Source organism: Streptomyces sp. YIM 130001 (assembly GCF_003574445.1).
GTDB lineage: Bacteria > Actinomycetota > Actinomycetes > Streptomycetales > Streptomycetaceae > Streptomyces.
The window spans coordinates 82,997-99,668 of sequence record NZ_KZ984557.1 but is presented as its reverse complement, the minus strand read 5'-3'; the positions used below and the strand labels follow the sequence as shown (position 1 = coordinate 99,668).

The 16,672-nt window shown below is 70.3% G+C and carries 14 protein-coding genes; 8 read left to right on the top strand and 6 right to left on the bottom strand.

All coding sequences use genetic code 11. The features are described from left to right. Positions 1-17 precede the first annotated feature (17 nt). The gene (gene galU, locus DSC45_RS19055) at positions 18-929 is read right to left on the bottom strand and encodes a UTP--glucose-1-phosphate uridylyltransferase GalU (RefSeq protein WP_119292538.1); all 912 of its coding nucleotides are present in this window, start codon (positions 927-929) and stop codon (positions 18-20) included. Between the two features lie 101 nt (positions 930-1,030). Here galU and DSC45_RS19050 point away from each other — a divergent pair, with 101 nt between their 5' ends. Further along, positions 1,031-1,654, top strand: a complete 624-nt coding sequence (locus DSC45_RS19050; protein ID WP_119292536.1) for a 5-formyltetrahydrofolate cyclo-ligase — start codon at positions 1,031-1,033, stop codon at positions 1,652-1,654. Positions 1,655-1,733: 79 nt separating this feature from the next. On the opposite strand, the gene DSC45_RS19045 is transcribed toward DSC45_RS19050, so the two are convergent. Further along, a complete protein-coding gene (locus DSC45_RS19045; RefSeq protein ID WP_119292535.1) occupies positions 1,734-4,490 on the bottom strand; it encodes a penicillin acylase family protein in 2,757 nt (918 codons plus the stop codon). A gap of 220 nt (positions 4,491-4,710) precedes the next feature. On the opposite strand from DSC45_RS19045, the gene DSC45_RS19040 reads away from it, so the two are divergent. The 6 genes from DSC45_RS19040 to mscL all read left to right on the top strand — a co-directional run bounded on the left by DSC45_RS19040 (position 4,711) and on the right by mscL (position 11,078). Beyond that, entirely contained in the window at positions 4,711-6,213 is a 1,503-nt protein-coding gene (locus DSC45_RS19040) for a potassium/proton antiporter (RefSeq protein WP_119292534.1), read from the top strand. 346 nt (positions 6,214-6,559) lie between these two features. Next, a complete protein-coding gene (locus tag DSC45_RS19035) occupies positions 6,560-7,843 on the top strand; it encodes an MFS transporter (RefSeq protein WP_119292532.1) in 1,284 nt (427 codons plus the stop codon). A gap of 67 nt (positions 7,844-7,910) precedes the next feature. After that, the gene (locus DSC45_RS19030) at positions 7,911-8,291 is read left to right on the top strand and encodes an FmdB family zinc ribbon protein (RefSeq protein WP_119292530.1); all 381 of its coding nucleotides are present in this window, start codon (positions 7,911-7,913) and stop codon (positions 8,289-8,291) included. Positions 8,292-8,458: 167 nt separating this feature from the next. Then, positions 8,459-9,298: an S-methyl-5'-thioadenosine phosphorylase gene (locus DSC45_RS19025; protein ID WP_119292808.1), complete on the top strand. Its 840-nt coding sequence runs from the start codon at positions 8,459-8,461 to the stop codon at positions 9,296-9,298. 586 nt (positions 9,299-9,884) lie between these two features. Further along, entirely contained in the window at positions 9,885-10,430 is a 546-nt protein-coding gene (locus DSC45_RS19020) for an RcpC/CpaB family pilus assembly protein (protein ID WP_162929280.1), read from the top strand. A gap of 126 nt (positions 10,431-10,556) precedes the next feature. Beyond that, the gene (mscL, locus tag DSC45_RS19015) at positions 10,557-11,078 is read left to right on the top strand and encodes a large conductance mechanosensitive channel protein MscL (protein ID WP_119292528.1); all 522 of its coding nucleotides are present in this window, start codon (positions 10,557-10,559) and stop codon (positions 11,076-11,078) included. 46 nt (positions 11,079-11,124) lie between these two features. On the opposite strand, the gene DSC45_RS19010 is transcribed toward mscL, so the two are convergent. After that, a complete protein-coding gene (locus DSC45_RS19010) occupies positions 11,125-11,331 on the bottom strand; it encodes a hypothetical protein (protein WP_119292527.1) in 207 nt (68 codons plus the stop codon). 287 nt (positions 11,332-11,618) lie between these two features. Here DSC45_RS19010 and DSC45_RS19005 point away from each other — a divergent pair, with 287 nt between their 5' ends. Then, positions 11,619-12,680 carry a P1 family peptidase gene (locus DSC45_RS19005; protein WP_240434725.1) on the top strand — a complete coding sequence of 354 codons (1,062 nt, stop codon included), beginning with the start codon at positions 11,619-11,621 and terminating at the stop codon, positions 12,678-12,680. A gap of 160 nt (positions 12,681-12,840) precedes the next feature. Here DSC45_RS19005 and DSC45_RS19000 read toward each other — a convergent pair whose 3' ends face one another. From DSC45_RS19000 to DSC45_RS18990, 3 genes are all read right to left on the bottom strand, one after another. Continuing rightward, positions 12,841-13,221, bottom strand: coding sequence for a VOC family protein (locus DSC45_RS19000; RefSeq protein WP_119292523.1), 381 nt, complete (start codon positions 13,219-13,221; stop codon positions 12,841-12,843). A gap of 157 nt (positions 13,222-13,378) precedes the next feature. After that, positions 13,379-14,260: a DUF6227 family protein gene (locus DSC45_RS18995; protein ID WP_240434724.1), complete on the bottom strand. Its 882-nt coding sequence runs from the start codon at positions 14,258-14,260 to the stop codon at positions 13,379-13,381. Between the two features lie 251 nt (positions 14,261-14,511). Next, on the bottom strand, positions 14,512-16,635 hold the full coding sequence (locus DSC45_RS18990; RefSeq protein WP_119292519.1) for a PTS fructose transporter subunit IIABC: 2,124 nt from the start codon (positions 16,633-16,635) through the stop codon (positions 14,512-14,514). Positions 16,636-16,672: the final 37 nt, after the last annotated feature.

The window sequence follows — 16,672 nt, the reverse complement described above, 5'->3', positions numbered from 1 at the left end:
CGATGCCGTGCTGTTGCTCACGATCCCTGCATCTCCTCGGTGACGTAACGCTGGAGCCAGGACCGGAATTCGGGTCCCAGGTCCTCACGTTCGCACGCGAGTCTGACAATGGCACGGAGGTAGTCGCTCCGGTCGCCGGTGTCATAGCGGCGGCCCTTGAAGACGACGCCGTGCACCGGGCCGCCGGCCTTCTCGTCCGCGACGAGCTGCTGCAGCGCGTCGGTCAGCTGGATCTCGCCGCCGCGACCCGGCTCGGTCCGGCGCAGTATGCCGAAGACGGCGGGGTCGAGGACGTAGCGGCCGATGATGGCGTAGTTGCTCGGGGCGTCGGACGGGTCCGGCTTCTCGACCAGGCCGGTGACCTTCACGACGTCGCCGTCGCCGGTGGGCTCCACGGCCGCGCAGCCGTACAGGTGGATCTGCGCGGGGTCGACCTCCATCAGGGCGATGACGCTGCCGCCCTGCTGGGCCTGGACCTCGACCATGCGCTGCAGGAGCGGGTCGCGCGGGTCGATGAGGTCGTCGCCGAGGAGGACGGCGAACGGTTCGTCGCCCACGTGGGGTTCGGCGCACAGGACGGCGTGGCCGAGGCCGCGCGGGTCGCCCTGGCGGACGTAGTGCATGGTCGCCAGGTCGCTGGACTCCTGGACCTTGGCGAGGCGGGTGGCGTCGCCCTTCTTGGTGAGCGCCGACTCGAGCTCGTAGTTGCGGTCGAAGTGGTCTTCGAGGGGGCGCTTGTTGCGGCCCGTGACCATGAGGACGTCGGAGAGGCCGGCGGCCACCGCCTCCTCGACCACGTACTGGATCGCCGGCTTGTCGACGACCGGGAGCATTTCCTTCGGGGTGGCCTTGGTGGCCGGAAGGAACCGGGTGCCGAGACCTGCTGCCGGGATGACAGCCTTCGTGATCGTGGGGTGTGACTCAGTCATGCCCAGAACCCTAACCTGTACGTATGTGCGGAAGGTGAGGCTCCGATTAATTCCGGGTCGTACGCCGCCGTATCCCGCGTTTGGAGAGGTTTGTGAGTGCAGTGACCGGCGACTCCGCGGGCAAGGCTGCCAAGGCGACATTGCGCCGCGAACTCCTCGATGCGAGGAACCGGTTGACAGAAGATGACGCTCAGGAGGCCGCCGCGGTTCTCGCCGTACGGGCTGCCGGTCTCGACGAGCTGGCACGCGCGCGTACGGTCGCCGCTTACGTGTCGGTCGGACGGGAGCCCGGGACCCGCGCACTCCTGGACACCCTGCACGCGCGCGGCACCCGCGTCCTGCTTCCGGTGCTGCTCCCGGACAACGACCTGGACTGGGGCGTCTATCGGGGCCCGGAGCGTCTCGTACGGGCCGGGCGAGGGCTCCTTGAACCCGCAGGCGAGCGGCTCGGCCCGGAGGCCGTCACGGGCGCGGACGCCGTCCTGCTGCCCGGTCTCGCGGTCGACGGTCGCGGTATGCGCCTGGGCCGTGGCGGCGGCAGTTACGACCGGGTCCTGGCGCGCCTCGAACGCGCGCGCGTGCACCCGGCCCACCCGGCCCACCCGGCCCTGATCGTTTTGCTGTACGACGACGAGGTGGTCGCGCACGTGCCGGAGGAACCGCACGACCGGCCCGTGCACGCGGCGGTGACTCCGCGCGCGGTGCGCCGCTTCCACAGCGCCTGACGTTTCCCCGCGGACCGTCCTCCACACGCGCGTGGAGGACGGGTGACGAAATCGTCCTCCACGCGCGCGTGGTGAGTCGTTACGGGCTGAGCACCAGATGCTTGTCCGTGGTGTTCTCGACGGCATCCTTGCTGAACGGCCAGCCGAGGAGTTCGCCGTTGGCCCACTTGTCGGTCTGATCCGTGTAGTTGGGGCTGTAGGCGTGACCGGAGGCGCCGGTGAGGTTGATCCACTGGGACTTGTCGAAGTTGCCCAGGTTCACCACCATCCGCATCGACGGCACCCAGACGACTCCGTAACCGCCGGCCGCGTTCCAGCCCGTCGCGTTCACCGCGGCCTCGCCGCCGCCGAGTTCCCAGGGGCCACGGTTGAGCAGCCACTGCATGAAGCCGGGGCCCTCGGTGCCGATGGTCTGGTTCTTCAGCGTGAGGCGGTGCAGACGGCCCCAGCTCCAGGTGTCGGCGTCCTTGCCGAGCTTCGCGGTCAGCTCCCAGCGCGCGTCCTCCATGGCGCGGGCGAAGAGCTGGTCACGGGTCTTGGTCTCCGGGTCCGTACGCGTCGACGGCGTGTGCCACCACTCGTTGTCCTCGTCGTCGAGGATCGAGCGGACCACCTCGAACCAGCGATCACCGCCGTCCGGCTGGGCCGCGTCCGGGGCGCGCTTGCCGCATTCGGTCACGCGCTTGTCCGGGTCGTCCACCGGGCCGGTCTTGTCGGCGGGCTCCACCTTGATGCAGGAGCCGTCGACCCGCAGTTCCTTGGGCAGTTTGTTGCCGAAGGCCAGCTTCAGGACATTGCGCCAGACGGCGTTGAAGTACGCGGCCGCCGCCGAGTCCGCGTCCTGCGTGTAGTCCCAGCCCTCGAGCAGCTTCTGCGCCTCGCGGACGTAGCTGTCCGAGACGTCGAGCTTGAGCAGCTTCGGGGTCAGCAGCTTGGCGATCTCACTGCTGTTGTCCAGCTGCATGGTCCGCATGTCGTCGGTCGAGATCTTGCCGTTGCCCTTGATCTTCGACGCGATGAGGTCGTTGATGCGCTGGCTGCGGGCTCCGTAGCCCCAGTCCTTGGTGAGTGTGTACGGGTACTTCTCGTCGACGACCGCCTGGTTCGCCGTCACGATGTAGCCCCGCTTCGGGTTGTACTCGTAGGGCAGCGCGCGCTGGGGGACGAAGCCCGTCCACCGGTAGTCGGGGTCCCAGCCGGGGGCCGGCAGGGTGCCGTCGTGGGCCTTCGCGCGCGTGGGGATCTTTCCCGGTGCCTGATAGCCGATGTTGCCCTTGGTGTCGGCGTAGATGAGGTTCTGCGAGGGGACCTCGAAGTAGGTGGCCGCCTTGCGGAACTCGTCGAAGTCCGACGCCTTGTTCAGGGCGAAGACGGAGTCCATCGTTCTGCCGGGCGTCAGGGCCGTCCAGCGCAGCGAGACCGCGTACCCGTCCGCCCGGTCGGGTGCCGCGCTGCTGACGGGTGCCTCCTCGCCGACGTCGGCGAGTTCGTCGTTCCGGTCGGACACCAAGGGGCCGTTGCCGGTCTCCCGTACGACGATCTTGCGGTCCGCGCCGCCCGCGACCTTGATCGTCTCCGTGCGGGTCCTGAACGGCTCCACCTTGCCGTCGTACAGATAGCCGTCGCCCTGGATCTTCTCCAGGTACAGGTCCGTGACGTCGGCACCCAGGTTGGTCAGCCCCCAGGAGATGTCCTGGTTGTGGCCGATGACCACGCCTGGCATTCCGGCGAAGGTGTAACCGGAGGCGTCGTACTGGCAGTTCTCGTTGACCGTTCGACAGTGCAGTCCCATCTGGTACCAGACCGATGGCAACTGGGGCGAGAGGTGCGGGTCGTTCGCCAGGAGCGGCTTGCCGGTCGTGGTGTGATCGCCCGCCACCACCCAGGAGTTGGAGCCGATACCGTCACCGTTCGCACCGACCGAGTCCGGCAGTCTCCCGAGGGCGTCGGAGAGGCTGGAGAGCTGCGTGCCGAGCCCGTCGGGAGCTTCGGTGCCGCCGGCCAGTCCGGTGCCCGCAGAGGAGCCCTGGCCGCCCTGTGTGCTCGTCCCGGTGGCCTTCGGGTCGTACGCACCGGAAGCCTCGTCGACCCCGCCCTCCTGAACGATGGGCTTGTGCAGGTCGTACGGATAGTCCGGGTACAGGTCCTGGATCTCCTTGGGGCCCAGGCGGCTGTGCATCAGGGAACGGTCGATCTCGTCCTGCATGTTGCCGCGCAGGTCCCAGGCCATCGCCTTGAGCCAGGCCACCGAGTCGACCGGGGTCCACTTGTCGATCTTGTAGTCGTTGCTGAAGCCGAGCGCCGCGTACTCGACGGAGACGTCCGCACCGTCCTTGCCCTCCAGGTAGGAGTTGACGCCCTTGGAGTACGCCTGCAGATGCTTCTTGGTCGAGGCCGAGAGCTTGGTGTCGTACTCCTTCTCGGCGACCCGGTGCCAGCCGAGCGTGCGCAGGAACTTGTCGGTGTCGACCTGCCCCTTGCCGAACATCTCGGAGAGCCTGCCGGAGGTCGTGTGCCTGCGTACGTCCATCTCCCAGAACCGGTCCTGTGCCTGCACATAGCCCTGGGCCATGAACAGGTCAGCGTCCGATTCGGCGTAGATCTGCGGAATGCCGTTGGCGTCGCGCCGCACATCGACCGGGCCGTTGAGACCCTCGAGCTTGATCGACCCCTTGGTCTGCGGCAGCGAGGCGCGCACGGTGCTGACGCTCCAGTACGTCCCGTAGCCCACGCCCGCGATGAGGGCCAGCACCAGGACGATCAGGATCAGGCGGAGTCGTCGCCCCTTCTTCTTGCCGGTCTTCTGGCCGGAAGAGGCGCTTGTATTGGCGGGCATCGCTGTCCTTCGAGCGGCAGGGTGGTCCTGGAGTGCTGGGAGCAACCTTAGGCGCAGGGCAGCGGACCTTCGGACGGGTGGTCGGCAAGGTATATCGCACGATCGAACGACAGCATCAAGAAAGCGTTAACGATTAGGTAAGGTAACGAAGTACCCGCCCGCCCTCTCGCCCGGCGCCGCGCCCCGCCGCACGGTCGAGTGCTCCTGGAAGGAACGGCCACTGACTGTCCATCACCTCAACGAGCTGCTGCTCGTGTGCTCCCTCGTACTGCTCCTCGCGGTCGCAGCGGTCAGGATCTCCTCGCGCAGTGGACTGCCGAGCCTGCTGCTCTATCTCGGCATCGGGATAGCGATAGGCCAGGACGGCTTCGGCAACGTCGTCTTCGAAGACGCCGAGTTGACCCAGGTCATCGGTTACGCCGCACTCGTGGTGATCCTGGCCGAAGGCGGACTCGGCACCAAGTGGAAGGAGATCAAGCCCGCGTTGCCCTCGGCCGTCGCCATGTCCACGGTCGGTGTCGGGCTGAGCGTGGGCATCACCGCCACGGCCGCGCACTTCCTCGTCGGGCTCGAGTGGCGGCAGGCTCTGATCATCGGCGCGGTGGTGTCGTCGACCGACGCCGCCGCGGTGTTCTCGGTGCTGCGCCGCGTCCCGCTGCCGTCCCGGATCACGGGCACGCTGGAGGCCGAATCCGGCTTCAACGACGCCCCCGTGGTCATCCTCGTCGTCGCCTTCTCGACGGTCGGACCGGTGGACGAGTGGTACCTCCTGGTCGGCAAGATCATCCTCGAGCTGGCGATCGGTGCGGCGATCGGTCTTGCTGTGGGCTGGCTCGGCGCCTACGGCCTGCGGCACGTCGCGCTGCCCGCCTCCGGGCTCTATCCGATCGCCGTGATGGCGATCGCCGTGACCGCGTACGCGGCCGGCGCCATGGTCCACGGCAGTGGCTTCCTCGCGGTGTATCTGGCCTCGATGATCCTCGGCAACGCCAAGTTGCCCCACTCGCCCGCCACTCGCGGCTTCGCCGACGGGCTCGGCTGGATCGCGCAGATCGGCATGTTCGTCCTGCTCGGACTCCTGGTCACTCCGCACGAACTGTCCGACGACGTGCTGCCCGCGATCGTGGTCGGCCTGGTACTGACCGTCGTCGCCCGTCCCGTGAGCGTCTTCCTGAGCCTGGCGCCGTTCCGGGTCGGCTGGCGGGAGAAGGCCCTGATGTCGTGGGCCGGACTGCGCGGCGCGGTGCCCATCATCATCGCGACCATCCCCATGGTGTCCGGGGTCGCCGGCAGCGAACGCATCTTCAACATCGTCTTCATCCTGGTCGTGGTCTACACGCTCATCCAGGGACCGACGCTGCCTTCACTCGCCAAGATCCTCCGCCTCGGCGACTCCTCGGAAGCCGCGGACCTGGGGATCGAATCGGCGCCCCTGGAGCGGCTGCGCGGCCATCTGCTCTCGGTGGCCGTCCCGCGCGGATCGCGAATGCACGGCGTGGAGGTCGGGGAGCTACGGCTGCCACCGGGCGCCGCCGTCACGCTCGTCGTACGGGACGGAGAGTCGTTCGTACCGCTGCCGTCCACCGTGCTCGCGCGGGGGGACGAGCTGCTCGTGGTCGCCACCGATCCGGTGCGGGATGCCGCGGAGCACCGGCTGCGTGCGGTCGCCAAGGGCGGCAAGCTGGCGAGCTGGCTGGGGACGGATCGGGAGCCTGCCGGGTAGGCGACCGGGCGGGGCAGGGGCGGGTACGGCGGGCTGCCGGCGGGGCACGGGCGGCGGCTGCCGAGGGGCGGCACTGCGCCGCTCAGGCACTCGTGGTGTCCGGGAACACTGCGGAGAACGCTGCATTCCGGGGCGTAGGACTGCAGCGCGCCCCTACACTGAAGAAAGCTTCAATCAACACCCACCTCTGTCTGACGCAGAGCTGGCGCGACCGCACGGCGGCCGCAGGTCCCCTTCCCCGCGCGGGAAGCGCATCGGGCCCGGCATCTACCGACGTTCCTGCGCGAGTGGACAGCTCTCGGCGGTGCCTGCGGGACGCGCCACCAGACAGCAGAAAGGCCAGGCCGTGGAGTCCACGGTCACCCCCGAGACCCGGCCCGGGTACGGGCAACTTCTGCGCACCCCTCACGCCCTGTCGTTCGTGCTGCCCGGGTTCTTCGCCCGGCAGCCGTTCGCCATGCTGACGATGTCGATCGTCCTGTTGCTGCGGGACACCTCCGGATCCTTCGCCACGGCCGGCACCGTCGCGGCGGTCGCCGGCGTCGCCATGGCCCTTTTCGCGCCGCAGAGCGGTCGCCTCGCGGACCGCTTCGGGCAGCGCGCGGTCCTGCTGCCCGGTGTCGCCGTACACACCGGCTCACTGATCGCTCTCGCCTCGCTGGCCCTCGGCGACGCCCCGATGTGGGCCCTGGTCGTCACGGCCGTCTTCGTCGGCGCATCGGTGCCGCAGATCGGCCCCATGGTGCGGGCCCGCTGGGCGGCCGCGCTCGACCAGCCGGACCGCCGCCACCTGATGCCCACCGCCGCGGCCTTCGAGTCGGTCACGGACGAGTTCACCTTCGTCGTGGGTCCGCTGATCGCCACTGCCCTGTGCACGTTCGTGCATCCCGGTGCGGGGCTCGGAGCAGAGGCCGTACTGACGCTCGTCGGCGGACTGCTCTTCGCCGCCCGCCGCGGAACCCAGCCCACCGTGCTCGGTACGAGCGACCGCCACGCGCGCGTGGCGCACGTTTCGGCGCTGTCGGTCGCGGGCGTACGGGTGCTTGCCGTCGCGTTCCTCGGCATCGGCGCCGTGTTCGGCGGTATGCAGGTCTCCCTGACGGTCTTCGCCGAAGAGGTCGGGCAGCCCGGCGTCAACGGTCTTCTGTACGGCGTCTTCGCGGGCGGCAACATGCTCTCCGGCATCGTCGTCGGCGCGGTGGCCTGGAAGTCGGCGCCCCGTCATCGCCTCCTGGTCGGCTACACCGCACTGGCCCTGACCGCGTCCAGCCTCTGGGCGGTGCACTCGGTGGCACTGTTCGCGGTCGTGGGACTCCTGGTCGGGATGTGCATCGCCCCCGCCCTGGTGACCGGGTTCACGCTGATCGAGTCCCTGGTTCCGGGGTCCGCGCGCACCGAGGCGTTCACCTGGCTCACCGGCGCGGTGGCACTCGGACAGGCGGGGGCCGTGACGCTCTCCGGCAGCCTCGCGGACACCCATGGCGCGAGCGCCGGATTCCTGGTGCCGATGGCCGGGACCGTACTGGCCTTGATCGTCCTGCTGAGCCTGCGCGGCAGTCTGCGACCGGCATCGACGGGGCGGACGGTGGCACGTGGTGTCCGTCACCGCCCCGAGGTGACGGTGGACTGATCCAGCGGAATACGTCACTATGGACCGTCGTTAGCACTCATCGAGTAAGAGTGCCAGGAGGAAGCAAGTGCCGACGTACCAGTACCAGTGCACCGATTGCGGCGAGGGCCTCGAGGCGGTGCAGAAGTTCACCGATGACTCGCTGACCGTGTGCCCCAGTTGCGAGGGACGACTGAAGAAGGTCTTCTCGGCGGTCGGCATCGTCTTCAAGGGCTCCGGTTTCTACCGCAACGACAGTCGCGGTTCCTCGTCGAGCAGCTCCACGTCGGGTGGGCAGTCGGAGACGAAGTCCGACTCGAAGGCCGATGCGAAGTCCGGCTCCGGGGCGAAGTCGGCCGACTCCTCGTCGTCGAAGAGCTCGAGCGACTCGTCGTCGTCCTCGTCGGGGTCTTCCTCCGCCTCGAAGTCGAGTTCGTCGAGTTCCTCGAGCAGCAGCTCCGCAGCCTGACGTACGGCGTCGAGGTCCGGTCATCGACCTCCTCGGCCCGCAGTCCGGTGCCACAGGGCTCCGCGTTCACCACGGGTGAGGGCGGGGCCCTTCGTGTCGGCGCCGTCGCCGGTGCGGAGGTGCAAGGCGGGAGCGCGGGCATGGGGGCGGCCCGTAGGCTGCTCGGCATGGCGAACGCGAACGCAGAGATCGGCGTGATCGGCGGCTCGGGCTTCTACTCGTTCCTCGACGACGTGACCGAGACAGTGGTGGACACCCCCTACGGCCCGCCGAGCGACTCGGTCTTCCTGGGCGAGGTGTCCGGACGACGGGTGGCGTTCCTTCCCCGGCACGGCCGCGGCCACCACCTGCCCCCGCACCGGATCAACTACCGCGCCAACCTCTGGGCACTTCGCTCGCTCGGTGTACGGCAGGTTCTCGGACCGTGCGCGGTCGGGGGTCTGCAACCGGAGTACGGGCCGGGCACGTTGCTCGTTCCGGACCAGCTCGTGGACCGTACGAAGTCCCGACAGCAGACGTACTTCGACGGGGAACCGCTGCCCGGGGGCGCGGTACCCAACGTCGTCCATACCTCGTTCGCCGATCCGTACTGCCCCGAGGGCCGCCTGGTGGCGCTGAAGGCCGCTCGAGGACGGGACTGGGAGCCGGTGGACGGCGGCACGCTCGTGGTGGTCGAGGGACCGCGCTTCTCCACTCGCGCCGAGTCGCGGTGGCATGCGGCGATGGGCGGGGCCGTGGTCGGGATGACCGGGCACCCTGAGGCCGTCCTGGCACGTGAGCTGGGGCTCTGCTACACGTCGTTGACCCTGGTCACGGACCTGGACGCAGGTGCCGAGACCGGCGAGGGGGTCTCGCACACCGAGGTGCTGCGGGTGTTCGGGGAGAACGTGGGGCGGCTGCGCGAGGTGCTGTTCGACGCCGTGGGCGCGATGCCGGCGAACGAGGGCCGGGACTGCCTGTGCACGCATGCCCATGACGGGTGGGATCTGGGGTTCGAGCTGCCGTAGGTGGCGGCTGCGGGCTGGCGTGGATGCCGCGGATACCGCGGATACCGCGGATACCGCGGGGCGAACTGCCGTGGGCGTACGGCGCGGTGTGGGCGGCGCGGTGTGGGCGGCGCGGTGTGGGCGGCGCGGTGTGGGCGGCGCGGGCGGATCGGCCGGAGCAACTGCTCGGGTGGGTGACGGACTTGTCCACAACTGGTGGGTAATCCACAGGCTTGAGCGTGATCGTCGCAGAGCGTGGAGGGTGGGTCTCGTCCATCCGACGTCCACCCGGCAGGTGGTGAGTGCCATGTCCTTCTCGTCCAGGTCCCGGCTCGGGATCACGTCCGATTCCGTTTCTGCGCCCATGTCCCCGTCCGCTGCTTGTGGGGCTGATGCTTCGACGACTCCGGCTTCTCCCGCCACGTCCGCCGCTCCCGTCTCCCCCACCGCTCTCTCCGCGTCCGTTCCGGACGCATCCGCTTCTGCCTGTGCTCCCACGACGACGTCTGCCTCCGGTGGACCGGGCGCCGGTGCGTCCGTCGAGACCGATACCGATACCGAGGCCGCTGCCGGGACGGGAGGCGGTGCAGGGTCCGTGGGCGGGGGTGTGTCCGGCATTGACGACGGACGCTCCTCCGTTCCGCCGCCCTGCGAAGTGCCGCATTTCTCGCCGTTGCGGGTGCGCGGGAGCCGGCTCAGGCCGCGCGGTGTGCTGCGCCACGGTCGACGGGTTCCTGCGGCCTGCCTCGCGATGGCGGCCGCCGCGCTCGCTGCTGCCGGTGCCGGGGCGAGCGGGGTCGGCGCCGAGGAGCGGGACGCGAATTCCGGGACGGGGCAGAGCTCTGCCCCGTCCCGCCCTCCGGCTCGCGCCGCCGCACTGGTGACGGCGCCGGTGCGGATCGCGGACGCGGAGACGGTGCGGCTGCTGCGTCCCGGTGACCGGGTCGACGTGATCGCGGCTGATCCGGACGAAGCGTCGGCCCGTGTCGTCGCGGCCGGCGTGCGCGTACAGCACGTACCGGGGCAAGCGGGAGAGACAGCTGACGCGACGGTGCGGGACGGGGCGTTGGTGGTGCTGTCCGTGCCGCGCGCCGCGGCGGTGAAGCTGGCCGCCGCGGCGGCCACCGCACGGCTGGCGGTGACCGTGTGCTGACCGCTCCCCCGGCCACACCACAGGGTTCACTGTCAACTCACCTGATCGTGTACGCCGATTGGACGGAGTTCCTCCGCTGCGGGCCTAATGGCTGCGACCAATTCACGTACGTAGAAAGGCTCCACGGTGAGCGACGAGGAGAAGAAGCCCAGTCTGCTGCAAGGCTTCAAGGCGTTCCTGATGCGCGGGAACGTGATCGACCTGGCGGTCGCGGTAGTCATCGGCGCCGCGTTCACGAACATCGTCAACGCGGTCGTCAAGGGAGTCATCAACCCGCTGGTCGGCGCCTTCGGCACGCAGGACCTGGAGAACTACAAGTCCTGCCTCAAGGACCCCTGCAAGATGGTCGACGGCGAGATGGACGGGATCGAGATCCTGTGGGGCAGCGTGCTCAGCTCGACCCTCAGCTTCCTGATCACCGCCGCGGTCGTCTACTTCCTCATGGTTCTGCCGATGTCCAAGTACCTGGCGCGGGTCGAGGAGCGGCGCAAGGCCAAGGAGGGCACCGAGGAGATCATCGAGCTCTCCGAGCTCGAAGTGCTCAAGGAGATCAGGGACACCCTCGTCGCTCAGCGGGGTGCCCAGGGCGATGGCCCGGGCACCGGTACAGCTCCGGGCTCGCCTGGCTCCCCCGGCTCGGACACCTGACGGCTGCCGGCGAATGGGGCGGCGCCGCCGGATCGGACTCCGGCGGTCAGATGTGGTGCGGCGGCTTCTCGTCGAGGAAACGTGCGAGATCGGCGGCGGAATCACGGTCCGCGGCCGGCCGCTCGCCCCACCCACCGTCCGTATCGTCCGAGGACTGCTGGTCCAGCGGATCGTCGAAGACCAGAGCGGGCTTGGGCTTCGGCTCTGGGGCGGACTGCGCGTCTCGCGGCTCGGGGGTCGGGGCGGAACTCATACCTCCAGGGTACGGCGGCGCCGGCCACCGGGACCTCCGCGTCCGGCAGGCCCCGGTAGGCGCACCCCGCAGGGCGCGTGACCTCCCCCCGCTCGGGCTGCCAACGACCGTGATACGCATGCCATATGGACGCCAAGGAATCCGCGGATCACGGAGCACCGGGTCCGTCGAGCACACCGAGCCCGTCGAGTACATCGAGTACACCGAGCACGTCGGGGAGGCCGGGCACTTCGGGCGGTCCAGGTGCGGGAGCGTCGCCCGGCGAGCCGCCGGGGCGGACGGATTCGTTGAGTGATGTGCGCGGGCTGCGGGTCGGACATGCGCAGCGCGTCGGGGACGGGTGGCTCACGGGTACCACCGTGGTGGTGGCCCCGGAAGGCGGCGCGGTGGCCGCCGTCGACGTACGCGGCGGTGGGCCGGGGACGAGAGAGACGGACGCTCTGGACCCGCGGAACTTGGTGCAGCGCGTCGACGCGGTCGTGCTGACCGGTGGCAGTGCGTACGGGCTCGACTCGGCGTCCGGAGTGATGGCCTGGCTCGAGGAGCAGGGCCGCGGCTTCCCGGTGCGCGGGCCTGGCGAGGTCGTGCCCGTGGTACCCGCGGCCTGCGTCTTCGACCTCGGGCGGGGCGGCGACTGGCGGGCGCGGCCGGACGCGGCGCTCGGCCGCGAGGCGGCCGAAAGGGCGAGCTTCACGGTGCCGGAAGGCAACGTCGGCGCGGGGGCCGGAGCCGTCGCGGGCGGCATGAAGGGCGGTGTCGGCACGGCGAGCGTCCGGCTCGCGTCCGGGTTCACGGTCGCTGCCCTCGTGGTGGTGAATGCGGTGGGCTCGGTGGTGGATCCGGCGAGCGGTGTGCTCTACGGCCGCTACTTCGAGGGCCCTCAGGAAGCCCCCGCCCCGGACCGGCGTCGGGCAGCGCTCGAGCGGCTGGCCGAGGCCGGAGCGGAGACGGCCCGCCGCAGCGGGGCGGGGGCGACGTCGCAGGAGGCCGCCTCGGGCCCGTCGCAGCCTCCGCTCAACACCACGCTTGCCGTGGTGACGACGGACGCCGCTCTCGACCGGGCGCGGGCCCAGAAGCTCGCCGGCACGTCGCACGACGGACTGGCGCGGGCAGTGCGGCCGGTGCATCTGCTGCACGACGGAGACACGGTGTTCACGCTGGCGACGGGCGAGCGATCGCTCAGTGCGGATCCGTTGAGCGAACTGACGGAGGTGAACGCGGTGTTGGCGGCCGGCGCGGACGTGGTGACCCGTGCGGTGGTCAAGGCCGTACTGGCTGCGCGCACGGTGGACGGTCCGGGCGGAGTGTTCCCGTCGTACAGCGATCTGTACGGCCCGCCGGAGGGCTGAGTGCGGGACGGGCCCGGCACGGCGGGACGGTTGCGGGCCAGGCGGAGCAGGACGCCGGTACGGCCTTCGAGCTGAGCGGGGCGGCCGTTGCCGGCCCGCCACCGTCGCCGCACGGCGGCTGGCCGGTCAGGGACCCAGGCGCGGCGCGTCTCCCTCAGCGCTACAAGGGGTTGAGGCGGGCCTTGAGGAGGCAGAACTCGTTGCCTTCGGGGTCGCTGAGGACGTGCCACGGCTCCTCGCCCGTCTGTCCGATCTCGGCCGGGCGTGCGCCGAGCCGCAGCAGACGCTCGAGCTCGGCGTCCATCTCGCGGTCGGTGGCGTTGACGTCGATGTGCAGCCGGGACTTGCCCTTCTCCGGTTCGTCCCTGCGGCTGAGGACGATCGTCGGCTGCGGGCCACCGAAGCCTTCACGCGGCCCGATCTCCAGCGTTCCGTCGTCCTCCCGGTCGAGTACGACGAAGTCCAGCACCTCGCACCAGAAACGGGCGAGCACGTCGGGCTCACGGCAGCTGAGCACCAGCTCGCTGATACGACATGCCATGGAGAAAAACCCCATGCTCGAACCGGGCACTGCCGGGCAGGTCACCCTCGAACTCCCGGGCGCCGGCAGCGAAATCAGGCCTGCGACCGTATCGGAGGAAACAACGCCGGCGAACTGATTCGACGCCGCCGGTCGTCCCCTCCCAGCTGCGGGGCGGCTACCGGTGCGTGGAGGAGCGGGCGTCCATCGCGGTGCGCGCCGTCTCCTCGTCCTCGTAGACCTCGCACATGTGCCGGCCGTCGGGCGTCGCGGTGTGCTCGAGCTCCCACAGGCTGAGCTCGCTGCCGTCCGTCAGCAGGAACACGTGCTCGTACAGGGCGCAGCCGACGCCGGACGTGGTTCCCGCGCAGGGGTGGCCGAAGGACTGGGTGATCTGGTGGGCGAGCGCGGTGCGCAGGAGTTCGGCCACGTGCTCGCGCGGCCGGTCCGCGTTCTCCGCGCGGCGCAGGAGGCGCCGGGCGTGGTCGGTGGAGTCGTCGGGCGAGTAGGCGCGGGGCCAGGTCCGGACGTCGGGGTGGACGAGGCGGAAGCGGGCGACTCGGTGGGGCGGTAGGCCGGACTCGTCCAGTTCCACCTCGAGTCCCATCTCGATTTCCACCTCGATCCCCAGCTCCAGCTCGAGGGACAGGCCCGCCGCCCCGGGGTCACGCGGCGCACGATCCGCCGTGTGCTTCGCGGACGTGCCGCTGTGCGGGTCACGGTCGACGTGGGCCCCGCCCTCGCCGGCCGGAGTCAGACGGGAGGCGGCGAGGTCCGCCTGGGAGGCGTCGGTGTACAGCTCGTGGTCCGTCGGCCCGCCCTGCGTGGTGGCGTACGCCAGCTCCCACAGCGTGAGGGCGCGGCCGTCGGCGAGGAGGAAGGTGTGACGGTGCGTCTCGCGGTGCAGGCCCGCGGTGTGGTGGGCAGCATGCAGTGAACTGTCGTAGGCCAGCGCCGAGTCCAGGCTCGATATGGTCTCGTCGGGCAGCTCGAAGGAGTTCAGGGCGCGTCCGAGGAGCCGCGTGAGGTGCTCCTCGGGGGTCTCGTACGTAACGCTCAAGGCTTCTCCCGGCATCGCTGCATGTCACCTTGTGACCGCTCACCGTAGTCTCTGGATCGGACATCATGTCCGGTGTTCGGGGAAACGTACGACGGCCTTCCCGAGTTCCCGCAGGCCGGAGCCGAACTCCCGCCGCCGGGGCGGGTGATCGAGGTGAGGGAAGCGCGACGTGAATGGGGGCGCGAGCCGTTGCGCCGCCACGGCGCACGCCCGGGGGCGCCCGTCCGCGGACGGGCCACCCCCGGGTCCAACTACCGCCCCACGGAGGGCTGCACGCTCTTGCCGGCCTGAACGGACCCGACGGCAAGCGGCTCTTGGCCACCCGCCGCCTCGTCGGCCGCGGTTCCTGCGTCCACAGGCCCGGCGGGGGCGGACGCGGCCGTCTTCGCATCCGTCGCGCCGTCCGGCTCCTTGCGCATGCCCTTGAGAACGACGACCAGGGCCGCCGTCACACACGTACCGGCCGCGACTGCCACCAGGTAGAGCCAGGGCAGGCCGATCAGCGGGACCACGAAGATGCCGCCGTGCGGCGCCTGCAGGGTCGCGCCGAAGCTCATCGACAGCGCTCCGGTGACCGCGCCGCCCGCCATCGACGCGGGAATCACCCGCAGGGGATCGGCCGCCGCGAACGGAATCGCGCCTTCGGTGATGAACGAGGCGCCGAGCACCCAGGCCGCCTTGCCGTTCTCCCGTTCGGTGCGGGTGAAGAGCTTGCCGCGCACGGTCGTGGCGAGCGCCATCGCGAGCGGCGGCACCATGCCGGCGCCCATCGCGGCCGCCATGACCTTGAGGTTGCCGTCCGTGGCGCCTGCCCCCAGACCGCCGACGGCGAAGGCGTAGGCGACCTTGTTGAGCGGGCCGCCGAGGTCGAAGCACATCATCAGGCCGAGGATGACGCCGAGGATGACGGCGTTCGCGCCGCTCAGGCTCTCCAGCCAGTCGGTGAGCGCACTCTGCAGCGAGGCGATGGGCTTGCCCACGACGAGGAACATCAGGAATCCGACGACCGCGGACGAGATCAGCGGGATCACGACCACCGGCATGATGCCGCGCAACACCGGTGGGATGCCGACCCGTTGGATCGCCATCACCACCGCGCCGGCGAGGAGTCCCGCGACCAGGCCGCCGAGGAATCCGGCATCGATGGCGACGGCGACGGCGCCGCCGACGAATCCGGGGACGAGGCCGGGGCGGTCCGCCATGCCGTAGGCGATGTATCCGGCGAGTACGGGAACCAGGAAGCCGAAGGCGAGTTGGCCGGTCTGGAAGAGCAGCGCGGCCCAACTCGCGGTCTCGGTCCAGGCGAAGTGTTCGGCGACGGATTTCGCCTGGTCGATCTCGTAGCCGCCGATCGCGAAGCCGAGGGCGATGAGCAGACCCCCCGCGGCGACGAACGGGACCATGTAACTGACGCCCGACATCAGCCACTTGCGGAGCTTGGTGCCGTAGCCGTCGCCGTCGTCACCTGCGGCGTCGACAGGAGTGACGCCGGCCGACGCGTCGGTGCGCTCGCCGCGGGCGGCCTTCTCGCGCACCTCGGCGACGAGTTCGGCCGGACGGTTGATGCCCGCCTTGACACCCACGTCGACGGTGGGCTTCCCGGCAAAGCGTTCCCGCTCCCGTACGGGTACGTCGTGGGCGAAGATCACCGCGTCCGCGGCGGCGATGACGGACGGGTCGAGGCGGCTGAAGCCGGCGGAACCCTGGGTCTCCACGACGAGTTCGACGCCCGCGTCCCGGCCCGCGTTCTCCAGCGACTCGGCCGCCATGTAGGTGTGGGCGATTCCGGTGGGACAGGAGGTGACCGCGACAATTCTGAACGGGTGCTCCGCCGAGGCGGGTTGGGGTTCCTCGGCGGAGGGGGTGACGGAGTCGGGCGGGTCCTCGCCGTCCGTGGGAGCAGCAGCCGGTGCGGGTACCTGGGGCTCCGCGGCCTCCCCGCCCCTGACCAGCGCCGCCGCCTCGGCCGGGTCGTCGGCCGCGCGCAGAGCGGCGGTGAACTCGGCGTCCATCAGCCTGCGGGCGAGAGCGGACAGGATCGTCAGATGGTCACTGTCGGCGCCTTCCGGCGCGGCGATCAGAAACACCAGGTCGGCGGGCCCGTCCGGAGCGCCGAAGTCGATCCCGGCGGCGCTGCGGCCGAACGCCAGGCTGGGCTCGGTGACATGGGCGCTACGGCAGTGCGGGATGCCGATACCGCCGTCGAGGCCGGTGGGCATCTGCGCCTCGCGGGCGGCGACGTCCGCGAGGAAGCCGTCCAGGTCGGTGACCCGGCCGAGGGCGGCCATGCGCTCGGCGAGCGAACGGGCCGCCGCCTCCTTGCTCTCGGCGGACAGGTCGAGATCGACCAGTTCCGCGGTGATCATCTCGCTCATCGCGGGCTCCTTTGCTCGCGTACGGCCCCGGGGACGG

Bases quoted from the DNA above. Each gene is read 5' to 3' on its own strand.
- galU (WP_119292538.1), bottom strand. From the start codon at position 929: ATGACTGAGTCACACCCCACGATCACGAAGGCTGTCATCCCGGCAGCA.
- DSC45_RS19045 (WP_119292535.1), bottom strand. From the start codon at position 4,490: ATGCCCGCCAATACAAGCGCCTCTTCCGGCCAGAAGACCGGCAAGAAG.
- DSC45_RS19025 (WP_119292808.1), top strand. From the start codon at position 8,459: ATGGCGAACGCGAACGCAGAGATCGGCGTGATCGGCGGCTCGGGCTTC.
- DSC45_RS19010 (WP_119292527.1), bottom strand. From the start codon at position 11,331: ATGAGTTCCGCCCCGACCCCCGAGCCGCGAGACGCGCAGTCCGCCCCA.
- DSC45_RS19000 (WP_119292523.1), bottom strand. From the start codon at position 13,221: ATGGCATGTCGTATCAGCGAGCTGGTGCTCAGCTGCCGTGAGCCCGAC.
- DSC45_RS18990 (WP_119292519.1), bottom strand. From the start codon at position 16,635: ATGAGCGAGATGATCACCGCGGAACTGGTCGATCTCGACCTGTCCGCC.